The following is a 17,614-nucleotide window of genomic DNA, read 5'->3' on the forward strand; positions in this document are numbered from 1 at the left end:
GGGTGTCTCTCGTTCTTTGAACCGTCCCCCTTGCCGCATGCTTGTGCATGGACCGTCGGAACGACGTTTTGCGTGGGGATATTCGGAAACCGCGCTGTTTGCGCTAGCGATCTTCCCCTCGTACCCACCATCACAGACTGCCTGCCGGCAAAAATCAAGCGGCTGTTTTCATGACTGCCCTCGGGTCGCCCCCGATCCTGCGGGAAGGCGAAAGGGGTTTGACAGCCTCTCGGGGGTATCTGTAGCGTCACGGCTCATAGCCCAGAGACAGGAAGAAGCGCATGCTGGACCAGCCGACCGAACGGCCCATCGCACGGATTGAGAACCTGCGCGTGGAATTCCAGACCAAGGACGGTCCCGTGGTCGGGGTCGAGGATGTGTCATTCTCGATCAACCCCGGCGAAACCGTCTGTGTGGTTGGGGAATCCGGCTCGGGCAAGTCTGTGTCCAGCCTGTCGCTGATGCGTCTTGTCGAATTCGGCGGCGGCAAGATTGCCGGTGGCCGGATGCTGTTTGAACGCAAGACCGGCGGGCAGGTGGACCTTGGAAAAACCGACCAGGACCTGATGCGCACGATTCGCGGCAACGAGATCGGGATGATCTTCCAGGAGCCGATGACCGCGCTGAATCCGGTGTTCACGGTGGGGCGGCAGCTGACCGAAGGTTTGCGCCTTCACAAGGGACTGACCAAAAAAGAGGCAGAAGACCGCGCGCTTGATCTGCTCAAGCAGGTGCGCATCCCCGAACCGGAACGCCGCCTGCAGCAATATCCCCATGAACTGAGCGGGGGCATGCGCCAGCGCGTGGTGATCGCCATGGCGCTGGCCTGCGAGCCGCGCCTGCTGATCGCGGATGAACCGACCACCGCGCTGGACGTGACCATCCAGGCCGAGATCCTGGCCCTGATCGACCGGCTGAAGCGCGAGACCGGCACGGCTGTGATGTTCATCACCCATGACATGGCCGTGGTGGCGCAGATGGCCGACCGCGTCGTGGTCATGTTCCGCGGCAACAAGGTCGAGGAAGGCACGGTCGAACAGATTTTCGAGAATCCGCAGCACGACTATACCAAGGCGCTGCTGTCCGCCGTGCCGCGGCTGGGCGAGATGACGGGCAAGGCGCTGCCGGAACCGATGCGCCTGCTGGGCGCCGAAGGCCCTGCCGCCGTGCCGATCCCCGGCACCGAGACACCGCTGCTGACGGTCAAGAACCTGGTCACGCGCTTCGCCGTGCGCGGCGGGCTGCTGCGCCGCACGGTCGCTAATGTGCATGCGGTCGAGGATGTGTCCTTTACCCTGAACAAGGGGCGCACCCTGTCGCTGGTGGGCGAAAGCGGCTGCGGCAAGTCCACGGCGGGCCGGTCCATCCTGCGGCTGGTCGAGCCTATGTCCGGCTCGATCATCCTGGACGGCACCGATATCATGGCGCTGGATCAATCCGCGCTGCGCCGGGCGCGTCAAGACATGCAGATGGTCTTTCAGGACCCGTTCGCCAGCCTCAATCCGCAGATGCAGCTGTCGGACCAGGTGGCCGAACCGCTGCGCAACTTCGGCACCCACAGCGGCAGCGCGCTGACCGACAAGGTGGCGGATCTGTTTGACCGGGTGCATCTGCCGCGCAACTTCATGCGCCGCTTTCCGCATGAATTGTCGGGTGGTCAGCGCCAGCGTGTCGCGATTGCCCGCGCCCTTGCGCTGAACCCCAAGCTGATCATCGCGGATGAGGCGGTGTCGGCGCTGGACGTGTCTGTGCAGGCGCAGGTTCTGAACCTGATGATGGAGTTGCAGGCCGATCTTGGCCTGTCGTTCCTGTTCATCAGCCATGACATGGCCGTGGTCGAACGTGTCAGCCATGATGTGGGCGTGATGTACCTTGGCCGGATCGTGGAACTTGGCCCGCGCCAGGCCGTATTCGAGGACCCGCAGCACCCCTATACGCGCGCCCTGATGAAGGCCGTGCCCGTGGCCGACCCGCGCCAGCGCAAGTCCGAGAAGGACCTGAACTTCAGGCCTATCCCGTCACCCATTCACCCGCGCGGCTATCAGCCCGCCCCCTCGGAATACAAGGAAGTGTCAAAGGGCCATTTCGTGCTGACCACGGACAGCGGCTACTGAGACCGGATCAAGGACCGACATGACCACCAGACTTACCCCCTTCCAGCTGATGGAAAAGCTGGTCAGCTTTCCCACGGTCAGCCGTGACAGCAACCTGCCGCTGGTCGATTGGGTTGAAGACTACCTGAACAGCCACGGCATCTCCGCGCATCGCCATTACAACGAAGACAACGAAAAGGCCGCGATCTTTGCCCATGTCGGCCCCGAGGTGGCCGGTGGGCTGGTGCTGTCGGGCCATACCGATGTGGTGCCGGTGGATGGCCAGCCCTGGGCGGATGACCCGTTCACCGTGGTGGAACGTGACGGCAAATACTACGGGCGCGGCACCTGCGACATGAAGGGCTTTGACGCGCTGGCGATCTGGACACTGGTCGAGGCGCATCACCGTGGCGTCAAGCGGCCGCTGCAACTGGCGCTGAGCTATGACGAAGAGGTGGGCTGCACCGGTGCGCCGCCGATGATCGACCGCATGCTCGAGGTGCTGCCGAAAGCCTCGACCGTGATCGTGGGCGAGCCCTCGATGATGAAGGCCGTGACCGGCCACAAGGGCGGGCAGGGCTTCATGACCCATGTAGTGGGATTCGAGGTGCATTCCTCTATCATGCATACGGGCGTCAACGCGATCATGTTCGGCGCCAAGCTGATCGACTGGGCCAACCAGGTGAATGCCGAGAACATGGCCGCCACGCCCGGACCGCTGGCCGCGATGTTCGATCCGCCCTGGACCACGGCGCATGTGGGCACCATTCAGGGTGGCACCGCGCATAACATCACCGCCAAGGATTGCCGCTTCGGCATGGATTTCCGGGCCGTACCCGGTGAAAACCTGGCCGACTGGCGCGACCGCTACCTGGCCCGCGTCCGCGAGGTCGAGGCCGAGATGCAGGCGATCCACCCGGCGGCGCGGATCGATATCTCGGAAAAATTCGTGGTGCCGGGGTTGAAGCCCGAGGATGAGGGCGAGGCCGAAACACTGGTGCGCGCCATCACCGGCGACAACGGCGGGCATGTGGTCAGCTATGGCACCGAAGCAGGGCAGTTCCAGGAACGCGGCTATTCCGCCGTGATCTGCGGGCCCGGCGACATCGCCCAGGCGCACCAGCCCGACGAATACATCACCAAGGCCCAGTTCGAAGCGGGGCATGATTTCATGCGTCGCCTGCTGGACCGTCTCTGACGCGACCCCCGGTCGGGGACCGGTCGCGCAGCGGAAGGAAAGGCTCATGCCGATCAAGAACCGTATCGCGGGGATGCAGGACGACATCACGGCCTGGCGTCGTAATCTGCACGCGCATCCCGAGATCCTGTACGAAACGCATCGCACCAGTGCATTCGTCGCGGAGATGCTGCGGGATTTCGGCTGTGACGAGGTGGTCACGGGCATCGGCCGCACCGGCGTCGTCGGCGTGATCCGCGGCACGCGCGACAGCGCGGGCAAGGTGGTCGGACTGCGTGCCGATATGGACGCGCTGCCCATCCACGAGGTGACAGGGCTGGATTATGCGTCCGAAATCCCCGGCGCGATGCATGCCTGCGGCCATGACGGGCATACCGCGATGCTGCTCGGGGCCGCGAAATACCTGGCCGAGACGCGCAATTTCGACGGCACGGTGGTGGTGATCTTCCAGCCCGCCGAAGAGGGGGGCGCGGGCGGGCGCGCCATGTGCGAGGACGGGATGATGGACCGCTGGAACATCCAGGAGGTCTACGGCCTGCACAACATGCCCGGCATCCCTGTGGGCCAGTTCGCCATCCGCCCCGGCGGGCTGCTGGCCTCGGGCGACATCTTTCACATCAAGGTGACGGGCAAGGGTGGCCATGCGGCCATGCCGCATCTGTCGCTGGACACCACGCTGGTCGCGGCGCAGATCGTGGTGTCGCTGCAAAGCATCGTGGCGCGCAATGTCGATCCGCTGGAAAGCATGGTGGTGACGGTGGGCATGTTCAACACCGACAGCAATGCCCCCAACGTGATCGCGCACGAGGTCAGGATGAGCGGCACCGTGCGCGCCCTGTCGCCCGCGATGCGCCAGCTGTCCCATGAACGGGTGCGCGAGATCGCGGTGCACACCGCCGCGGCCTACGGCGCACAGGCCGAGGTGACGTTCGATCCCGGCTATCCGGCCACGGTCAACCATCCTGATCAGACCGAATATGCCGCCCTGGCCGCCGAGGCCGTGGCGGGCCATGTGGATCGCAACGTGGCCCCCCTGATGGCCGCCGAAGACTTTGCCTTCATGCTGGAAGAACGCCCCGGCGCCTATATCTTCCTGGGCAATGGCGACAGCGCCGCCTGCCACCACCCGGCCTATGATTTCAACGATGCCGCCATTCCGGCCGGCAGCAGTTTTTTCGCGACACTGGCGGAACAGCGGATGCCGCTGGACTGACCGCGCGGAAAGTCACCTCAAAGCCGGACCAGACCTGAAGGAAAGACCATGCCGATCAAGAACCGCTTTGCAGAAATGCAGGATGAAGTCACCGCCTGGCGTCGTGATTTGCACGAAAACCCTGAAATCCTGTATGATACCCACCGCACCAGCGCCATCGTGGCCGACAAGCTGAAGGAATTCGGCTGTGACGAGGTGGTGACCGGCATCGGGCGCACCGGGGTCGTGGCGGTGATCAAGGGCAAGACCGACACATCGGGCAAGGTGATCGGCTTGCGCGCGGACATGGACGCGCTGCCGATCCTCGAGGCGACAGGACTGCCCTATGCCTCGAAGACACCCGGCGCGATGCATGCCTGCGGCCATGACGGGCATACCGCGATGCTGCTGGGGGCCGCCAAGTACCTGGCCGAGACGCGCAATTTCGACGGCACGGTGGTGGTGATCTTCCAGCCCGCCGAAGAAGGCGGTGCTGGCGGGCGCGAGATGTGCGAGGACGGGATGATGGACCGCTGGAACATCCAGGAGGTTTACGGGATGCACAACATGCCGAACCTGCCCGTTGGTCATTTCGCCATCCGCTCGGGCCCCTTCTTTGCCGCGACCGACCAGTTCGAGATCTTCCTCGAGGGCAAGGGCGGCCATGCCGCGCGCCCGCAGGAAACCGTGGACACGACCGTGATGGCCGCGCAACTGGTGCTGTCCCTGCAGACCATCGCCAGCCGCAACGCCGATCCTGTCAGCCAGATCGTGGTCTCGGTCACCTCGTTCGAGACATCGACGACCGCGTTCAACGTGATCCCGCAGAAGGTGCATATCAAGGGCACCGTCCGCACCCAGAGCAACGAGAACCGCGACATGGCCGAGCGCCGGATCAAGGAGATCGCGGCGGCCACCGGCACGATGTACGGCGGCGTGGCCGAGGTGGCCTATCACCGCGGCTACCCGGTGATGGTCAATTCCGAGGAGCAGACCGATTTCGCCCGTGACGTGGCCCAGTCCGTGGGCGGCAACGTGATCGAAGCGCCGCTGGTCATGGGGGGCGAGGATTTCGCCTTCATGCTGGAGGAACGCCCCGGTGCCTATATCCTTGTGGGCAACGGGCCGGGCGCGCAGGTGCATCACCCCGAATACGACTTCAACGACGAGGCGATCCCGGTCGGGTGCAGCTGGTGGGCCGAGATCGTGGAACGCCGGATGCCTGCGGCCTGACACAAGGGCAGGCGGCGTGGGGCAACCCGTGCCGTCAGACCCTGCGCAGAAGCGGCAGCAGGCGCGTCAGCAGATCGTGGCGCGCCTGCGTGCCATCCCGCGACAGGGACCGGGCCGCCGCGCGCATCCGGTCCAGCCTTGCGCTGTTGATCAGATCGGCCACCTGTCGGCCCAGGTCATCGGCATCTGCCACCTTGGCGGCCGCGCCGGCAAGCCCCATGCCCTCATAGGCCTGCGCGAAATTCGCAACCCCCGGACCGTGCAGCACCGCAGCCCCAAGCGCCGCCGGCTCATAGGGGTTGTGCCCGCCCTCGGGGCCGAAGGATCCGCCCAGAAAGGCAAGGGGTGCCAGGCGGTAGAAAAGCCCCATCTCGCCCAGCGTATCGGCCAGGTAGACCTGCGTCTCGGGATCCGGCAGCGCGCCGGTGCCGCGCCGGGCGATGCTGAAGCCAGCCGCCGCGATTTGCGCGGCAAGGTCGGCCCCGCGTTGCGGATGGCGCGGCACGAGGATCAGCAGCAGATCGGGATGGGCAAGACTTGCGGAACGTTGCGCCGCGATCACGGCATTTTCGTCGCCCGGATGGGTCGAGGCCGCCAGCCAGACAGGCCGCGCGCCGATGGCGGTGCGCAAGGCCTCAAGCGCCGCGCTGTCGGCGGGCAGGGGATTGGCCGCTGCCTTCAGATCGCCCGTGTCCAGAATGCGTGCGGGATCCAGTCCCAGCGCGCGCATCTGGCCGGCCGTGGCCGCATCCTGCGTACTGATCAGCGCGGCCCGTCCCAGCAGCGCGGCCATGGCGCGCGGCGCGCGCGCGCGGGTGCGCGAGGCACGGGCATTGATCACCGCGCTCGGGATGCCGCGCCGCGCGGCGTCGATCACCAGCCGTGGCCACAAGTCGTTTTCCAGGAACAGCGCCAGATCGGGCCGCCAGTGATCAAGAAAGGCGCGTACGGCGGCAGGGCTGTCCACGGGTTGGAACTGATGGATGGCCTGCGGCAGCCGGCGGGCCAACGTTTCGGCGCCGGTCGCGGTCGTGGTCGTGAACAGCAGCCGGGCGCCGGTTGCGGCCTCAAGCTCGCGCGCCAGATCAAGGCTTGACGCGACTTCGCCCACCGAGGCCGCGTTGATCCAGATCAGCCCCCCCGCGGGGCGTGGCGCAGAGGCTTGGCCAAAACGCTCGGACAACCGGGCAGGGTCCGCGCCCTGCCTCGCATGGCCCTTGCGCGCCAGTCGCCGCAGCAGGCCGGGCGCCAGGGCTGTCGCGGCCAGATAGGCGCGCAACAGGCCCGTCAGGCGCGGGCGTGACCGGGGGGCGGCACCGCCCGTCACGGCAGGATCATCCGCCGGTATGGCTCATGTGACGGGACATCTTGCCATCCACCACCTGCCGGGAATAGTCGAAGTCATGGCCCTTGGGTTTCAGGCGGATCGCGGCGCGAATGGCCTGTTCCAGCGCCTCTGTATCGCCTGGATTGGCGCGCAGCGGCGCGCGCAGGTCGGCCATGTCTTCCTGGCCCAGGCACATGTAAAGCTCGCCCGTGCAGGTCAGGCGCACGCGGTTGCAGCTTTCGCAGAAATTATGCGTGAGCGGGGTGATGAAGCCGATTTTCTGGCCGGTCTCCTCGATCCGCACATAGCGCGCGGGCCCGCCGGTCCGTTCGGCCAGATCGGTCAGGGTAAAACGCTCGGCCAGACGCGCGCGCAGGTCGCGCAGGGGCCAGTATTGATCCAGCCGGTCCTCGTTGCCGATATCGCCCATCGGCATGACCTCGATGAATGTCAGGTCCATGTCACGATCGGCGCACCAGGCGGCAAGGGTGAACAGCTCATCCTCGTTGAAACCCTTGAGGGCCACGGCGTTGATCTTGACGCGCAGCCCGGCTTTCTGGGCCGCGTCGATCCCGCGCAGGACCTGCGGCAGGCGACCCCAGCGGGTGATCTGGGCAAACTTGGCGTCATCCAGCGTATCGAGCGAGACGTTGATCCGCCGCACGCCCGCCGCTGCCAGGTCGGGGGCGAATTTCTCGAGCTGGCTGCCATTGGTCGTCAGCGTCAGCTCGCGCAGGGCGCCGCTGGCCAGGTGGCGCGACATCGCGTCGAAAAAGGTCATGATTCCCTTGCGCACCAGCGGCTCGCCCCCGGTGATGCGCAGCTTTTCCACGCCAAGACCGATGAAGGTCGAACACATCGTGTCCAGCTCTTCCAGCGTCAGAAGCTGCGCCTTGGGCAGGAAGGTCATGTTTTCCGACATGCAGTAGACACAGCGGAAATCGCAGCGATCCGTGACCGATACGCGCAGATAGCTGATCGCGCGCTGGAACGGGTCTACCAGCGGTGTTTTGGCGGTGGGGGCGGTGCTCTGGTCCATGGGGGGAAAGTAAGGATCGGCGGAAGTCAGAGCAAGGGGGATTGTTGCGATTGCGCGACCCCGTGGCGCGTCCTAGATTGGCGGGCATGAAACAGTTTGCATTGCCCGTCATCGCCCTGTCGGCCCTTGTTGCCGGCTGCGCCGAATTTCCGCTGAACCAGGGGGGTGGTACGCCCCCATCCGCGCCGCAGGCCACGACGCGCCCGCCCTTGACAGGGGCGCCGATCCGTCCCGAGGATCTGGACACCCCGACAGCCGCGGAACGGCGGGCCGCCGCAGCGCCGACGCCGGCCGCTGCAGGATCGCTTGGGGTCACCGTCGCCTCGCTGGGGGATCCGGCCCGGTCGGGGTTCTGGATGGAAACGCCGCTGGTCAGCGCGCCGACCAGAGGCAGCGTGCTTTACCGGGCGAACGGTCGGCGGCTGAATGTGGACCTGATCCCCATCGGTGGCCCCGCCACGGGGGGCAGCCGCCTGTCCCTGTCGGCGATGCGCATGCTGGATGCACCGCTGACGGCACTGCCCCAGGTCGAGGTGTTTGCGAACTGATCGGGCTGCTGCGGGGCCTCAGCCTTCGACAGGGGGGGGCGGTGTTTCGGGCGGCAGCAGTTTAGATGCTTCGCGCCGGGCGAAGGGCTTCATGTGCCTTGCATGGTTCTTGAGGAAATAGCGCACCCGGTCCGGGTCATGCTTTGACAGTTCGCGCAGCCACCATGCCACCGATTTCTGGATGAACCATTCGGGGTCATGCACATAGGCCGCCGCCCATTCCAGCACGCGCTGGCGGATCTCCAGCTCGGCGGGTTTGGGATGATTCTGCTTGGTCCAGGGCAGGGTAAAGACCATCGCGGCGCGGCGCGTCCAGTGATGGGGGGATTTGGTCCATCCGGCCACCGTTTCGATCCGTGAAGGATCCGCCAGCAGGCGTTTCTGCCCCGCGATGGCGGCAGCATCGGCAATGGCCCAGCTGTCGAAGGTCGGCACCCATGCGGCGATCAGGTCCCATGCCGCGTCATCCGGTTTCATCCGGGCCTGTGTCAGCAGCTTGGCGGCGGCGATCTTCGCCTCGAACACATCCGTTTGCCACAGCGCATCGGCCAGGGCCACGCGGTCCGACATGTCCATGCCCTCGCGCCAGGCAGACGCAAGATCGGTGATCTGCGGCGTGGTCAGGCCCAGATATTCGCGCGGCACCTTGTGGTATTCCGCAAGGCCCTTGGCACGGTCGGGATCGGACAGGGCGCGCAGTTGCGCCAAGGCGTCATCAAGGGTCATTCCACGGTCACCGACTTGGCAAGGTTGCGGGGTTGGTCCACATCGGTGCCCTTGGCGACAGCGGTGTGATAGGCCAGCAATTGTGCTGGCAGGGCGTAAAGGATCGGCGTCAGCACGGGGTCGATCCGCGGCATCACCAGCACCTGCCAGGTCTGATCCGAGGCTTCGGCCTCACCCTCGGCATCGGTGATCAGCATGACCTTGCCGCCACGGGCCATGACCTCCTGCATGTTCGACACCGTCTTGTCGAACAATGCGTCACGCGGGGCCATGACGACGACGGGCATGGTCTTGTCGATCAGGGCGATGGGGCCATGCTTCAGTTCGCCTGATGCATAAGCTTCGGCGTGTATATAGCTGATTTCTTTCAGCTTCAATGCGCCTTCAAGGGCCAGGGGATACATTAGTCCGCGCCCGAGGAACAGCACATCGGACGATTCCGACAGCTTGCGCGCGGCCTGCTTGATCCTGCCGCTCAGATCCAGTGCCGCGTTCAGCGCCACGGGCAGTGCGCGCAGGGCGCTGAGGTGGTCGGACAGTTCGTCATTGCTGATGCGGCCCCGCTGATGCGCGGCCTCGAGCGCCAGCAGCAACAGGACCGTCAACTGACAGGTAAAGGCCTTGGTCGAGGCGACGCCGATTTCGGCCCCCGCCATGATGGGCAGCGCCAGATCGCTTTCCCGCGCGATCGAGCTTTCCGGCACGTTGATCACCGAGACGATCGCCGCGGCCTTGTCCGCGCAAAAGCGCAGGGCGGCCAGCGTGTCCGCGGTCTCGCCCGACTGGCTGACGAAAAGCGCCACGGTGCGCGCGGGGATCGGCGGTTCGCGATAGCGGAATTCCGAGGCGATATCGACATCCACGGGCAGGCCTGCCAGTTGCTCGAACCAGTATTTCGCGGTCATGCAGGCATAGAAGGCGGTGCCGCAGGCCACCATCGACAGCCGGTCGATGGTCGTGAAATCCATGCCATCCCCCGGCAGGCGGATCGTATCGCCCTCGCCCGAGAGGTAGAAGCGCAGCGCCTCGCCGATCACGCGGGGCTGTTCGGCGATCTCCTTGGCCATGAAATGCTTGTGCCCGGCCTTGTCGACCTGCGCCGCCTCGATCTGGATGGTCTTGATCGGACGGTTGGCCAATTCACCGTTCAGATCACGAATCTCGAGGCTGGTGCGGGTCAAGACGGCGATGTCGCCCTCTTCCAGATAGGTGATGCGGTCGGTCATCGGGGCCAGGGCGATGGCATCCGATCCGACAAACATCTCGCCGTCGCCATGTCCGATGGCCAGCGGGCTGCCCTTGCGGGCGGCGATCAGAAGATCATCCTCACCGTCGAACAGGAACACCAGTGCAAATGCACCGTGCAGGCGTGCAATGGTCTGGCGTGCGGCCTCGACGGGGCTGGCGCCCTGCGCCATGTGATGCTGCGTCAGCAGCGCCACGGTTTCGGTGTCGGTCTGGGTGACGAATTCCAGACCATGCGCGCGCAGTTCGGCGCGCAATTCGCGGAAATTCTCGATGATGCCGTTATGCACCACGGCGACGGGACCGGCCTGATGCGGATGGGCATTGACCACGCTGGGGGCGCCATGGGTCGCCCAGCGGGTGTGCCCGATGCCGGATTTTCCGGCCAGCGGGTCATGCACCAGAAGGTCGCTGAGGTTCACCAGCTTGCCGACGGCGCGGCGGCGGTCAAGCTTGCCGTTATTGACGGTCGCGATGCCCGCGCTGTCATAGCCGCGATATTCCAGACGCTTGAGCGCCTCGACCAGAAGGGGGGCGGCCTCGTGATCGCCCAGAACGCCGACAATACCGCACATCAGTTGTTTTCCTTGTTTTTCTTGGCCTTGCGCGCGCGCAGGATCTCCATGAGTTTCAGCGCCATGCCGGGTTTGACCTCTTGCCGGGCGCGGCCCAGGGCCAGCGCGCCATCGGGCACATCCGCCGTGATCACCGAGCCGCTGCCGGTCATGGCTTCGTGCCCAACGCGGACCGGGGCGACAAGCATCGTGTTCGATCCGATGAAGGCGCCGCGCCCGATCTCGGTGTGATGCTTCATCACGCCATCGTAGTTGCAGGTGATGGTTCCCGCGCCGATATTGCTGCCGGCGCCGATGGTCGCATCGCCGATATAGCTCAGGTGGTTGGCCTTGGCCCCCTCGTGCAGCACGGCATTCTTGATTTCCACGAAGTTGCCGACATGCACATCTTCGGACAGTTCCGCGCCGGGGCGCAGCCGGGCATAGGGGCCCACGATGGCGCGCTGGCTGACATGGCAGCCTTCCAGATGCGAGAATGCCCTGATCCGCGCGCCGCTTTCCACGGTCACGCCGGGGCCGAAGACCACGTTCTGTTCGATCACGGCATCGCGGCCGATCACCGTGTCATGGGCGAAATGGACCGTATCGGGTGCGATCAGGGTCACACCGTCCTCCAGTGCCCGGGTGCGGGCCTGGGCCTGAAAGGCGGCCTCGGCCTGCGCCAGTTCGGCGCGGGTGTTGATGCCCATGGTTTCCGCCTCGGGGCAGGTGACGGCGGTGGCGGTCAGACCGCGCGCGCGGGCGATGGCGATGATGTCGGTCAGGTAGTATTCGCCTGCCGCATTGGCATTGCCGACGGCCGCGACCAGATCGAACAGCGTCTTGGCATCCGCCGCGATAACGCCGCTGTTGCAGAGGGTTATGGCGCGTTCCTCATCCGTGGCGTCCTTGAATTCCACGATCCGCTCCAGCCGGTCGCCGCCCATCACCAGACGGCCATAGCGGCCCGGATCGGCGGCATGAAAGCCCAGCACCACGATGTCATGCTGTGCGCGCGCGGCCTGCATCGCTTCCAGCGTCTCGGGGCGGATCAGGGGCGTGTCGCCGTAAAGCACGATCACGTCACCGTCGAAACCCGCCAGCGCGGGGGCCGCCTGCGCGACTGCGTGGGCGGTGCCAAGTTGCGGTTCCTGCACCACGCATTGCGCGGCCTCGTCCCAGTCCCGTGCCGCGGCCTTCACGGCCTCGGCCCCGTGCCCGGTGACAATGACGCAAGCCGCTGCATCCAGTGCAAAGCCTGCCTTCATCGCATGGATCAGAAGCGGTGCACCGGCCAGCGGGTGCAGCACCTTGGGCAGGTCCGAATTCATCCGCGTGCCCATGCCGGCCGCCAGAATGACAAGTGCTGTGTTCATGCTGTTTCTCTTTGCCCTTTTGGTTGGCCCGTTTTATCCGGTTGGCCCAAGGGCGCAAGGCTGCATCGGTTCACGTCTGATTGCGGGATATGACAGGCATCGGCGGCAGACCGCCGGAAAGGGCAGAATAATGAGAACGGTAATTTTCGATCTGGACGGAACCCTGGCCGATACGAGCGGCGATCTGATCGCGGCGGCAAACGCCTGTTTCGACATGATGGGGGCGGGCGCCCTGCTGGATCCGGCGCGCGATGCAGGCACCGCGTTGCGGGGCGGTCGCGCGATGCTGCGGCTGGGGCTGGACCGGATGGGGCATGCCGATCCCGAGGTGCAGATCGACCGTTTCTATCCCGTGCTGCTGGAGGCTTACGGCGCGGCCATCGATGTGCATACGGTGATCTATCCCGGCGCGATGGAGGCCGTGGCGCAGCTGTCGCGCGATGGCTACGCGGTGGGGATCTGCACCAACAAGCCCGAAGGCCTTGCCGAGACGCTGATGACCCGGCTGGGGGTGCGCGGGGCCTTCGCCTCGCTTGTGGGGGCCGATACCTTGACGGTGCGCAAACCCGACGCCGCGCCCTTCGTCGAGGCGGTGCGCCGCGCGGGCGGCGATCCGCGCCGGTCGCTCTTGGTGGGTGATACCGTCACCGACCGCGAAACCGCGCGTGCTGCGGGCGTGCCCTCGGTGCTGGTCACCTTCGGGCCGGGGGGCGATGACGTGGCCGCGCTGCAGCCCGAGGCCCTGATCGGGCATTACGACGAATTGCCCGGCACCGTTCAGCGGCTGATCGGCTGACGGATCAGGTCGGCCAGCGGGGCGAAATCGCCCTGCGGCAGGGCGTCGATGGCGGCTTCGATGGTGCGGGCGCGTTCCTGGCCCAATGCGGGGCCTGCCAGTTCGTGAAACTTGGCGCGCAACGCGGCCTCGGTCGGCGGGGCGGTGTGATCCCAGCGCGGCTCCATCCAGTCGCCCGCCAGAACGCGCCCGTCCTTCAGCACCAGGTCCACGCGGGCATAGCGCCGCAGCGGGAAGGCGGCGTTGGCATGGTCGGATTCGTGCAGCACCATGCCATCGGACAGGCGCAGCACCTCGGGATCGGTCAGCGCGTCATCGGCGATATGGGCGGGGGCCACGGTGCCATGCACCAGCGCCACGGCGCAGGGGAAAGTGGTGGAATACTGCGCGGCATCGCTGCCTTGGGGGCGGCGCGTCGCCAGACGGATCGACTCGTGAAAGGACGTGACCTCGATCCGGTCCACCTGGTCCGCGGTCAGATCATGCGCGCGGCGGAGGGCCAGCACCCCCTCGATCGGGGCCTGGGCCCATCGGCAGACGGGGTAGGGCTTGAAATACTGCTCCATCGTGTACCAGCGGGTGCCGATATCGGCCCAGTATGCAGGGGCCTCCTCGACCGTGATGGCGGGGGCGCCGGTAAAGCCGGCAGCCGCCAGACGCGCCGCCGATACGCCCGCCATCGCGCCCCAGCCGGACCCGTCCTTGACCATGGTGGGATGGTCGATGCAGCGCATCATCTGGCTGCGCGGTCCGTGATATTCCGCGATCCCCAGCGCGTGGCGGGTCTGGTCGTGATCCAGCCGCAGCAGGCGCGCGGCCACGGCGGCGGCGGTCACGGCGCCCCAGCTGCCGGATGTGTGGTAATCGGCCACCGTGCCGTGCTGGGCCATGGCGGCGCGGGCGCCGAATTCATACCCCAGCGCCAGTGCGGTCAGCATGTCCTGTCCGCTGGCGCCAGTCTCGACGGCAAGGGGCAGGATCGCGGCCAGTGTCGGGCAACCGATATGCCCTTTCGAGGGGTTGAACCCGTCGTGCCCGTCAAGGCTGTCGATGGTCATGCCGGCGGCAAGGGCCACGCCGCTGGCGCTGGCGCCGCGCCCGTCGAAAAGCATCGGCAGCGTCCCGCCGAACTCGGCCGCCGCGTGATCGCGGATGATCCGGCTCAGGCGCGTGCCCGCGCCACCCGCCGCGACCCCGATCAGGTCCAGCAGGGCCAGCGGCAGGCGGGCCTGCACGGCGGCGGGAAGGTCCTGCCAGCGCAGGTCATGGATGAGGCGGGGGGCTGTTGTCTGGTCCATCCGGTCAGTCTGTGTCCGGCTTGGGGGTTTTTCCGCGACAAAGCCGACATCGCACAGAGGCGCTTGCGACATTGATGAAACGCCGCAATTGACGAAAGGCCCCTGTCGCACCACAACAGGGGCATGGATCAGAACCGCAGCGACATCTTCACCGGCAGCTTCACCCAGCAGGAGCCGATCCCCGAAGAGGGGATCGAGGCCGCCATCGCCATCATGCGCAGCGGGCGGTTGCACCGTTACAACGTCAAGGGCGACGAGCCGGGCGAGGTTGCGCTGCTGGAGCAGGAATTCGCCGCCGCCATGGGGGTGAAATACTGCCTGGCCGTGGCCTCGGGCGGCTATGCGATGACAACGGCGCTGCGGGCGCTGGGGGTCAGACCCGGTGACAGGGTGCTGAGCAATGCCTTCACCCTGGCACCCGTGCCAGGCGCGATCGCGGCGGTGGGCGCGGTGCCGGTCTTCGTGGGCGTGACCGAGGCGCTGACCATCGACCTTGATGATCTTGAGGCCAAGGCGGATCAGGCATCGGTCCTGCTGCTCAGCCATATGCGTGGGCATATCTGCGACATGGACCGGCTGCTGGAGATTTGCACCCGTCACGGCGTGCGCGTGATCGAGGATTGCGCCCATACGATGGGGGCGCGCTGGCGCGGGCGGCTGTCGGGCACCGACGGGGTGATCGGCTGTTATTCGACGCAGACCTACAAGCACATGAACTCGGGCGAGGGCGGGTTTCTTGTCACCAATGATGACCAGGTCATGGCCCGTGCGGTGATCCTGTCGGGATCCTACATGCTGTATCCGCGCCACCTTGCGGCGCCGGAACCTGCGGTGTTCGAAGCGGTGAAATACGACACGCCCAATATCTCGGGGCGGATGGATCACCTGCGCGCGGCGATCCTGCGCCCGCAGCTGCGCCGCCTTGAGGCGCAATGCGCCGCGTGGACCGACCGCTACCGCGTGGTCGAGGCGGGGTTGCGCGACTGCCCCGGCCTGCGCCTGATCGATCGCCCGGACGAAGAAGCCTTTGTCGGCTCGTCCTTCCAGTTCCTGCTGCTGGACTGGGCCGCCCCAAGGTGCGTGATGTGGTTGCGCGCTGCGCCGCGCGCGGGGTCGAGCTGAAGTGGTTCGGCGCGGCGGAACCAGCCGGTTTCACCAGCCGCTATGACAGCTGGCGCTATGCCCCCAGCGCGCCGATGCCGGCAAGCGACCGGATTCTGGCCGGGATCCTGGACATGCGCCTGCCGCTGACCTTCAGCCTCGAGGATTGCGCGCTGCTGGCCCGCATCATCCGCGCCGAGGTCAGTGCCGTTCACCAGGCGGCGTGACGACCGAACAGGTCTCTTGCGTATTTTCGGATCGGTGAAGCAGGGGCGCGGTCCGTTGGGCGACCGTGCAAGGGTGTTGACGCGACTCGCTTGTCATGCCTATTAATGAACAAGCGTTCAATAAATGCCGGGCCGCGCGATCCGGGGGAGGATGAGGGATGTTCACAGCAACGATGAAATTCGATCTGGGCGAGGATGTGAACGCGCTGCGCGACATGGTGCACCGCTGGGCACAGGAACGCATCAGGCCGATGGCGGGGCAGATCGACACCAGCAATGAATTTCCCGCCGAGCTGTGGCGCGAGATGGGCGAACTGGGCCTGCTTGGCATCACCGTGGACGAGGCTTACGGCGGCGCGGGGATGGGATACCTTGCCCATGTCATCGCGGTCGAGGAAATCGCGCGCGCCAGCGCCAGCGTCAGCCTGTCTTATGGCGCGCATTCCAACCTCTGCGTCAACCAGATCAAGCTGAACGGGACCGAGGCGCAGAAGCAGAAATATCTGCCCGGTCTGGTCAGTGGCGCGCATGTGGGCGCACTGGCCATGTCCGAGCCGGGTGCGGGCAGCGACGTGGTCTCGATGAAGCTGCGCGCCGAAAAGCGCAACGATCACTACCGGCTGAGCGGGAACAAGTACTGGATCACCAATGGTCCCGATGCCGATACGCTGGTGGTCTATGCCAAGACCGACCCGGATGCGGGGTCCAAGGGGATCACCGCCTTCCTGATCGAAAAGACCATGAAGGGGTTTTCCACCAGCAAGCATTTCGACAAGCTGGGCATGCGCGGGTCCAACACCGCCGAATTGATCTTCGACGATGTGGAAGTGCCCTTCGAGAACGTCCTTGGCGAAGAAGGGCGCGGCGTTCGCGTGCTGATGTCGGGTCTGGATTACGAGCGCGTGGTGCTGTCGGGCATCGGCACCGGCATCATGGCCGCCTGCCTGGACGAGATCATGCCCTACATGGCCGAGCGCCGCCAGTTCGGCCAAAGCATCGGGAATTTCCAGCTGATGCAGGGCAAGCTGGCCGACATGTACACGGCCATGAACTCGGCCCGCGCCTATGTCTACGAAGTCGCCAAGGCCTGCGACCGGGGCGAGGTGACGCGCGCCGATGCCGCCGCCTGCGTGCTTTATGCCAGCGAAGAGGCGATGAAGGTCTCGCACCAGGCGGTGCAGGCGATGGGCGGGGCGGGGTTCCTGGCGGATGCGCCGGTGGCGCGGATCTTCCGCGATGCCAAGCTGATGGAAATCGGTGCCGGCACCTCGGAGATCCGGCGCATGCTGGTAGGCCGCGAGATGATGGCCGCGATGTCATGAAACTGCCGCCCGTCGTCCTGGGTGTCATCGCGGTCCTGACCGCGGTGGCGGGTACGCTGGGTTATCTGGCCGGGGCGCGGCAGGCGGAGTTGAGCGAAACGGATGTGATCATGGCCTATGCCAACCGCTATGTCGCTGACCAGGGGCTTGCCCCCGATGCGATCCGGATGTGCCACGCGGTGCCGGGCACGGACGAACGGGTCTGGCTGGTGGTGATCTGCGCCGAAGGGCGTGAGGCGGAGCGCGCTTATTTCGTGGGGCGCGGCGGCGGGTTGCTGCATGTGGGGCGTCCGGGTGATCGTCCCTTCGCGGCCCCCCTTGCGCCGGAGGCCTGAGCCG

14 protein-coding genes and 1 pseudogene are annotated in these 17,614 nt (G+C 66.0%); 9 read left to right on the forward strand and 6 right to left on the reverse strand.

Annotated features, from left to right (window positions below):
* Positions 1 to 281: 281 nt before the first annotated feature.
* From ACMUJL_RS18905 to ACMUJL_RS18920, 4 genes are read left to right on the forward strand one after another with little or no spacing between them, the layout of a single operon-like run.
* Entirely contained in the window at positions 282 to 2,114 is a 1,833-nt protein-coding gene (locus ACMUJL_RS18905) for an ABC transporter ATP-binding protein (protein ID WP_068286537.1), read from the forward strand.
* 19 nt (positions 2,115 to 2,133) lie between these two features.
* Complete coding sequence (gene argE, locus ACMUJL_RS18910; RefSeq protein WP_375571729.1) at positions 2,134 to 3,291, forward strand: acetylornithine deacetylase; 1,158 nt, start codon at positions 2,134 to 2,136, stop codon at positions 3,289 to 3,291.
* A gap of 46 nt (positions 3,292 to 3,337) precedes the next feature.
* On the forward strand, positions 3,338 to 4,504 hold the full coding sequence (locus ACMUJL_RS18915) for a M20 aminoacylase family protein (RefSeq protein WP_375571727.1): 1,167 nt from the start codon (positions 3,338 to 3,340) through the stop codon (positions 4,502 to 4,504).
* Positions 4,505 to 4,552: 48 nt separating this feature from the next.
* A complete protein-coding gene (locus ACMUJL_RS18920; protein ID WP_068286546.1) occupies positions 4,553 to 5,716 on the forward strand; it encodes a M20 aminoacylase family protein in 1,164 nt (387 codons plus the stop codon).
* 34 nt (positions 5,717 to 5,750) lie between these two features.
* Here ACMUJL_RS18920 and ACMUJL_RS18925 read toward each other — a convergent pair whose 3' ends face one another.
* Together ACMUJL_RS18925 and moaA are read right to left on the reverse strand one after the other, a co-directional pair.
* Positions 5,751 to 7,043 carry a 3-deoxy-D-manno-octulosonic acid transferase gene (locus tag ACMUJL_RS18925; protein WP_375571724.1) on the reverse strand — a complete coding sequence of 431 codons (1,293 nt, stop codon included), beginning with the start codon at positions 7,041 to 7,043 and terminating at the stop codon, positions 5,751 to 5,753.
* A 7-nt stretch (positions 7,044 to 7,050) separates the two neighbouring features.
* Positions 7,051 to 8,082 carry a GTP 3',8-cyclase MoaA gene (moaA, locus tag ACMUJL_RS18930; protein ID WP_375571722.1) on the reverse strand — a complete coding sequence of 344 codons (1,032 nt, stop codon included), beginning with the start codon at positions 8,080 to 8,082 and terminating at the stop codon, positions 7,051 to 7,053.
* A 152-nt stretch (positions 8,083 to 8,234) separates the two neighbouring features.
* Between moaA and ACMUJL_RS18935 the strand changes: the two genes are divergently transcribed.
* Positions 8,235 to 8,630: a hypothetical protein gene (locus ACMUJL_RS18935; protein ID WP_416914448.1), complete on the forward strand. Its 396-nt coding sequence runs from the start codon at positions 8,235 to 8,237 to the stop codon at positions 8,628 to 8,630.
* Positions 8,631 to 8,648: 18 nt separating this feature from the next.
* Here ACMUJL_RS18935 and ACMUJL_RS18940 read toward each other — a convergent pair whose 3' ends face one another.
* From ACMUJL_RS18940 to glmU, 3 genes are read right to left on the reverse strand one after another with little or no spacing between them, the layout of a single operon-like run.
* Complete coding sequence (locus ACMUJL_RS18940; RefSeq protein ID WP_068286555.1) at positions 8,649 to 9,356, reverse strand: DNA alkylation repair protein; 708 nt, start codon at positions 9,354 to 9,356, stop codon at positions 8,649 to 8,651.
* On the reverse strand, positions 9,353 to 11,176 hold the full coding sequence (glmS, locus tag ACMUJL_RS18945) for a glutamine--fructose-6-phosphate transaminase (isomerizing) (RefSeq protein ID WP_375571720.1): 1,824 nt from the start codon (positions 11,174 to 11,176) through the stop codon (positions 9,353 to 9,355). The genes ACMUJL_RS18940 and glmS overlap by 4 nt, the downstream gene beginning before the upstream one ends.
* Positions 11,176 to 12,531, reverse strand: coding sequence for a bifunctional UDP-N-acetylglucosamine diphosphorylase/glucosamine-1-phosphate N-acetyltransferase GlmU (gene glmU / locus ACMUJL_RS18950; RefSeq protein ID WP_375571718.1), 1,356 nt, complete (start codon positions 12,529 to 12,531; stop codon positions 11,176 to 11,178). Before glmU ends, glmS begins: the two co-directional genes overlap by 1 nt.
* A gap of 130 nt (positions 12,532 to 12,661) precedes the next feature.
* On the opposite strand from glmU, the gene ACMUJL_RS18955 reads away from it, so the two are divergent.
* A complete protein-coding gene (locus ACMUJL_RS18955; RefSeq protein ID WP_068286683.1) occupies positions 12,662 to 13,327 on the forward strand; it encodes an HAD-IA family hydrolase in 666 nt (221 codons plus the stop codon).
* Here ACMUJL_RS18955 and ACMUJL_RS18960 read toward each other — a convergent pair.
* Positions 13,309 to 14,625: an MmgE/PrpD family protein gene (locus ACMUJL_RS18960; protein WP_375571716.1), complete on the reverse strand. Its 1,317-nt coding sequence runs from the start codon at positions 14,623 to 14,625 to the stop codon at positions 13,309 to 13,311. The genes ACMUJL_RS18955 and ACMUJL_RS18960 overlap by 19 nt on opposite strands.
* 123 nt (positions 14,626 to 14,748) lie before the next feature.
* On the opposite strand from ACMUJL_RS18960, the pseudogene ACMUJL_RS18965 reads away from it, so the two are divergent.
* From ACMUJL_RS18965 to ACMUJL_RS18975, 3 genes and pseudogenes are all read left to right on the forward strand, one after another.
* Positions 14,749 to 15,953 (forward strand): annotated as a pseudogene (locus ACMUJL_RS18965) (DegT/DnrJ/EryC1/StrS family aminotransferase).
* A gap of 158 nt (positions 15,954 to 16,111) precedes the next feature.
* Positions 16,112 to 17,275 carry an isovaleryl-CoA dehydrogenase gene (locus tag ACMUJL_RS18970; RefSeq protein ID WP_375571712.1) on the forward strand — a complete coding sequence of 388 codons (1,164 nt, stop codon included), beginning with the start codon at positions 16,112 to 16,114 and terminating at the stop codon, positions 17,273 to 17,275.
* A complete protein-coding gene (locus ACMUJL_RS18975) occupies positions 17,272 to 17,610 on the forward strand; it encodes a hypothetical protein (protein WP_068286573.1) in 339 nt (112 codons plus the stop codon). Before ACMUJL_RS18970 ends, ACMUJL_RS18975 begins: the two co-directional genes overlap by 4 nt.
* Positions 17,611 to 17,614: the final 4 nt, after the last annotated feature.

Source organism: Seohaeicola sp., from assembly GCF_048006315.1.
Lineage (GTDB): Bacteria > Pseudomonadota > Alphaproteobacteria > Rhodobacterales > Rhodobacteraceae > Seohaeicola.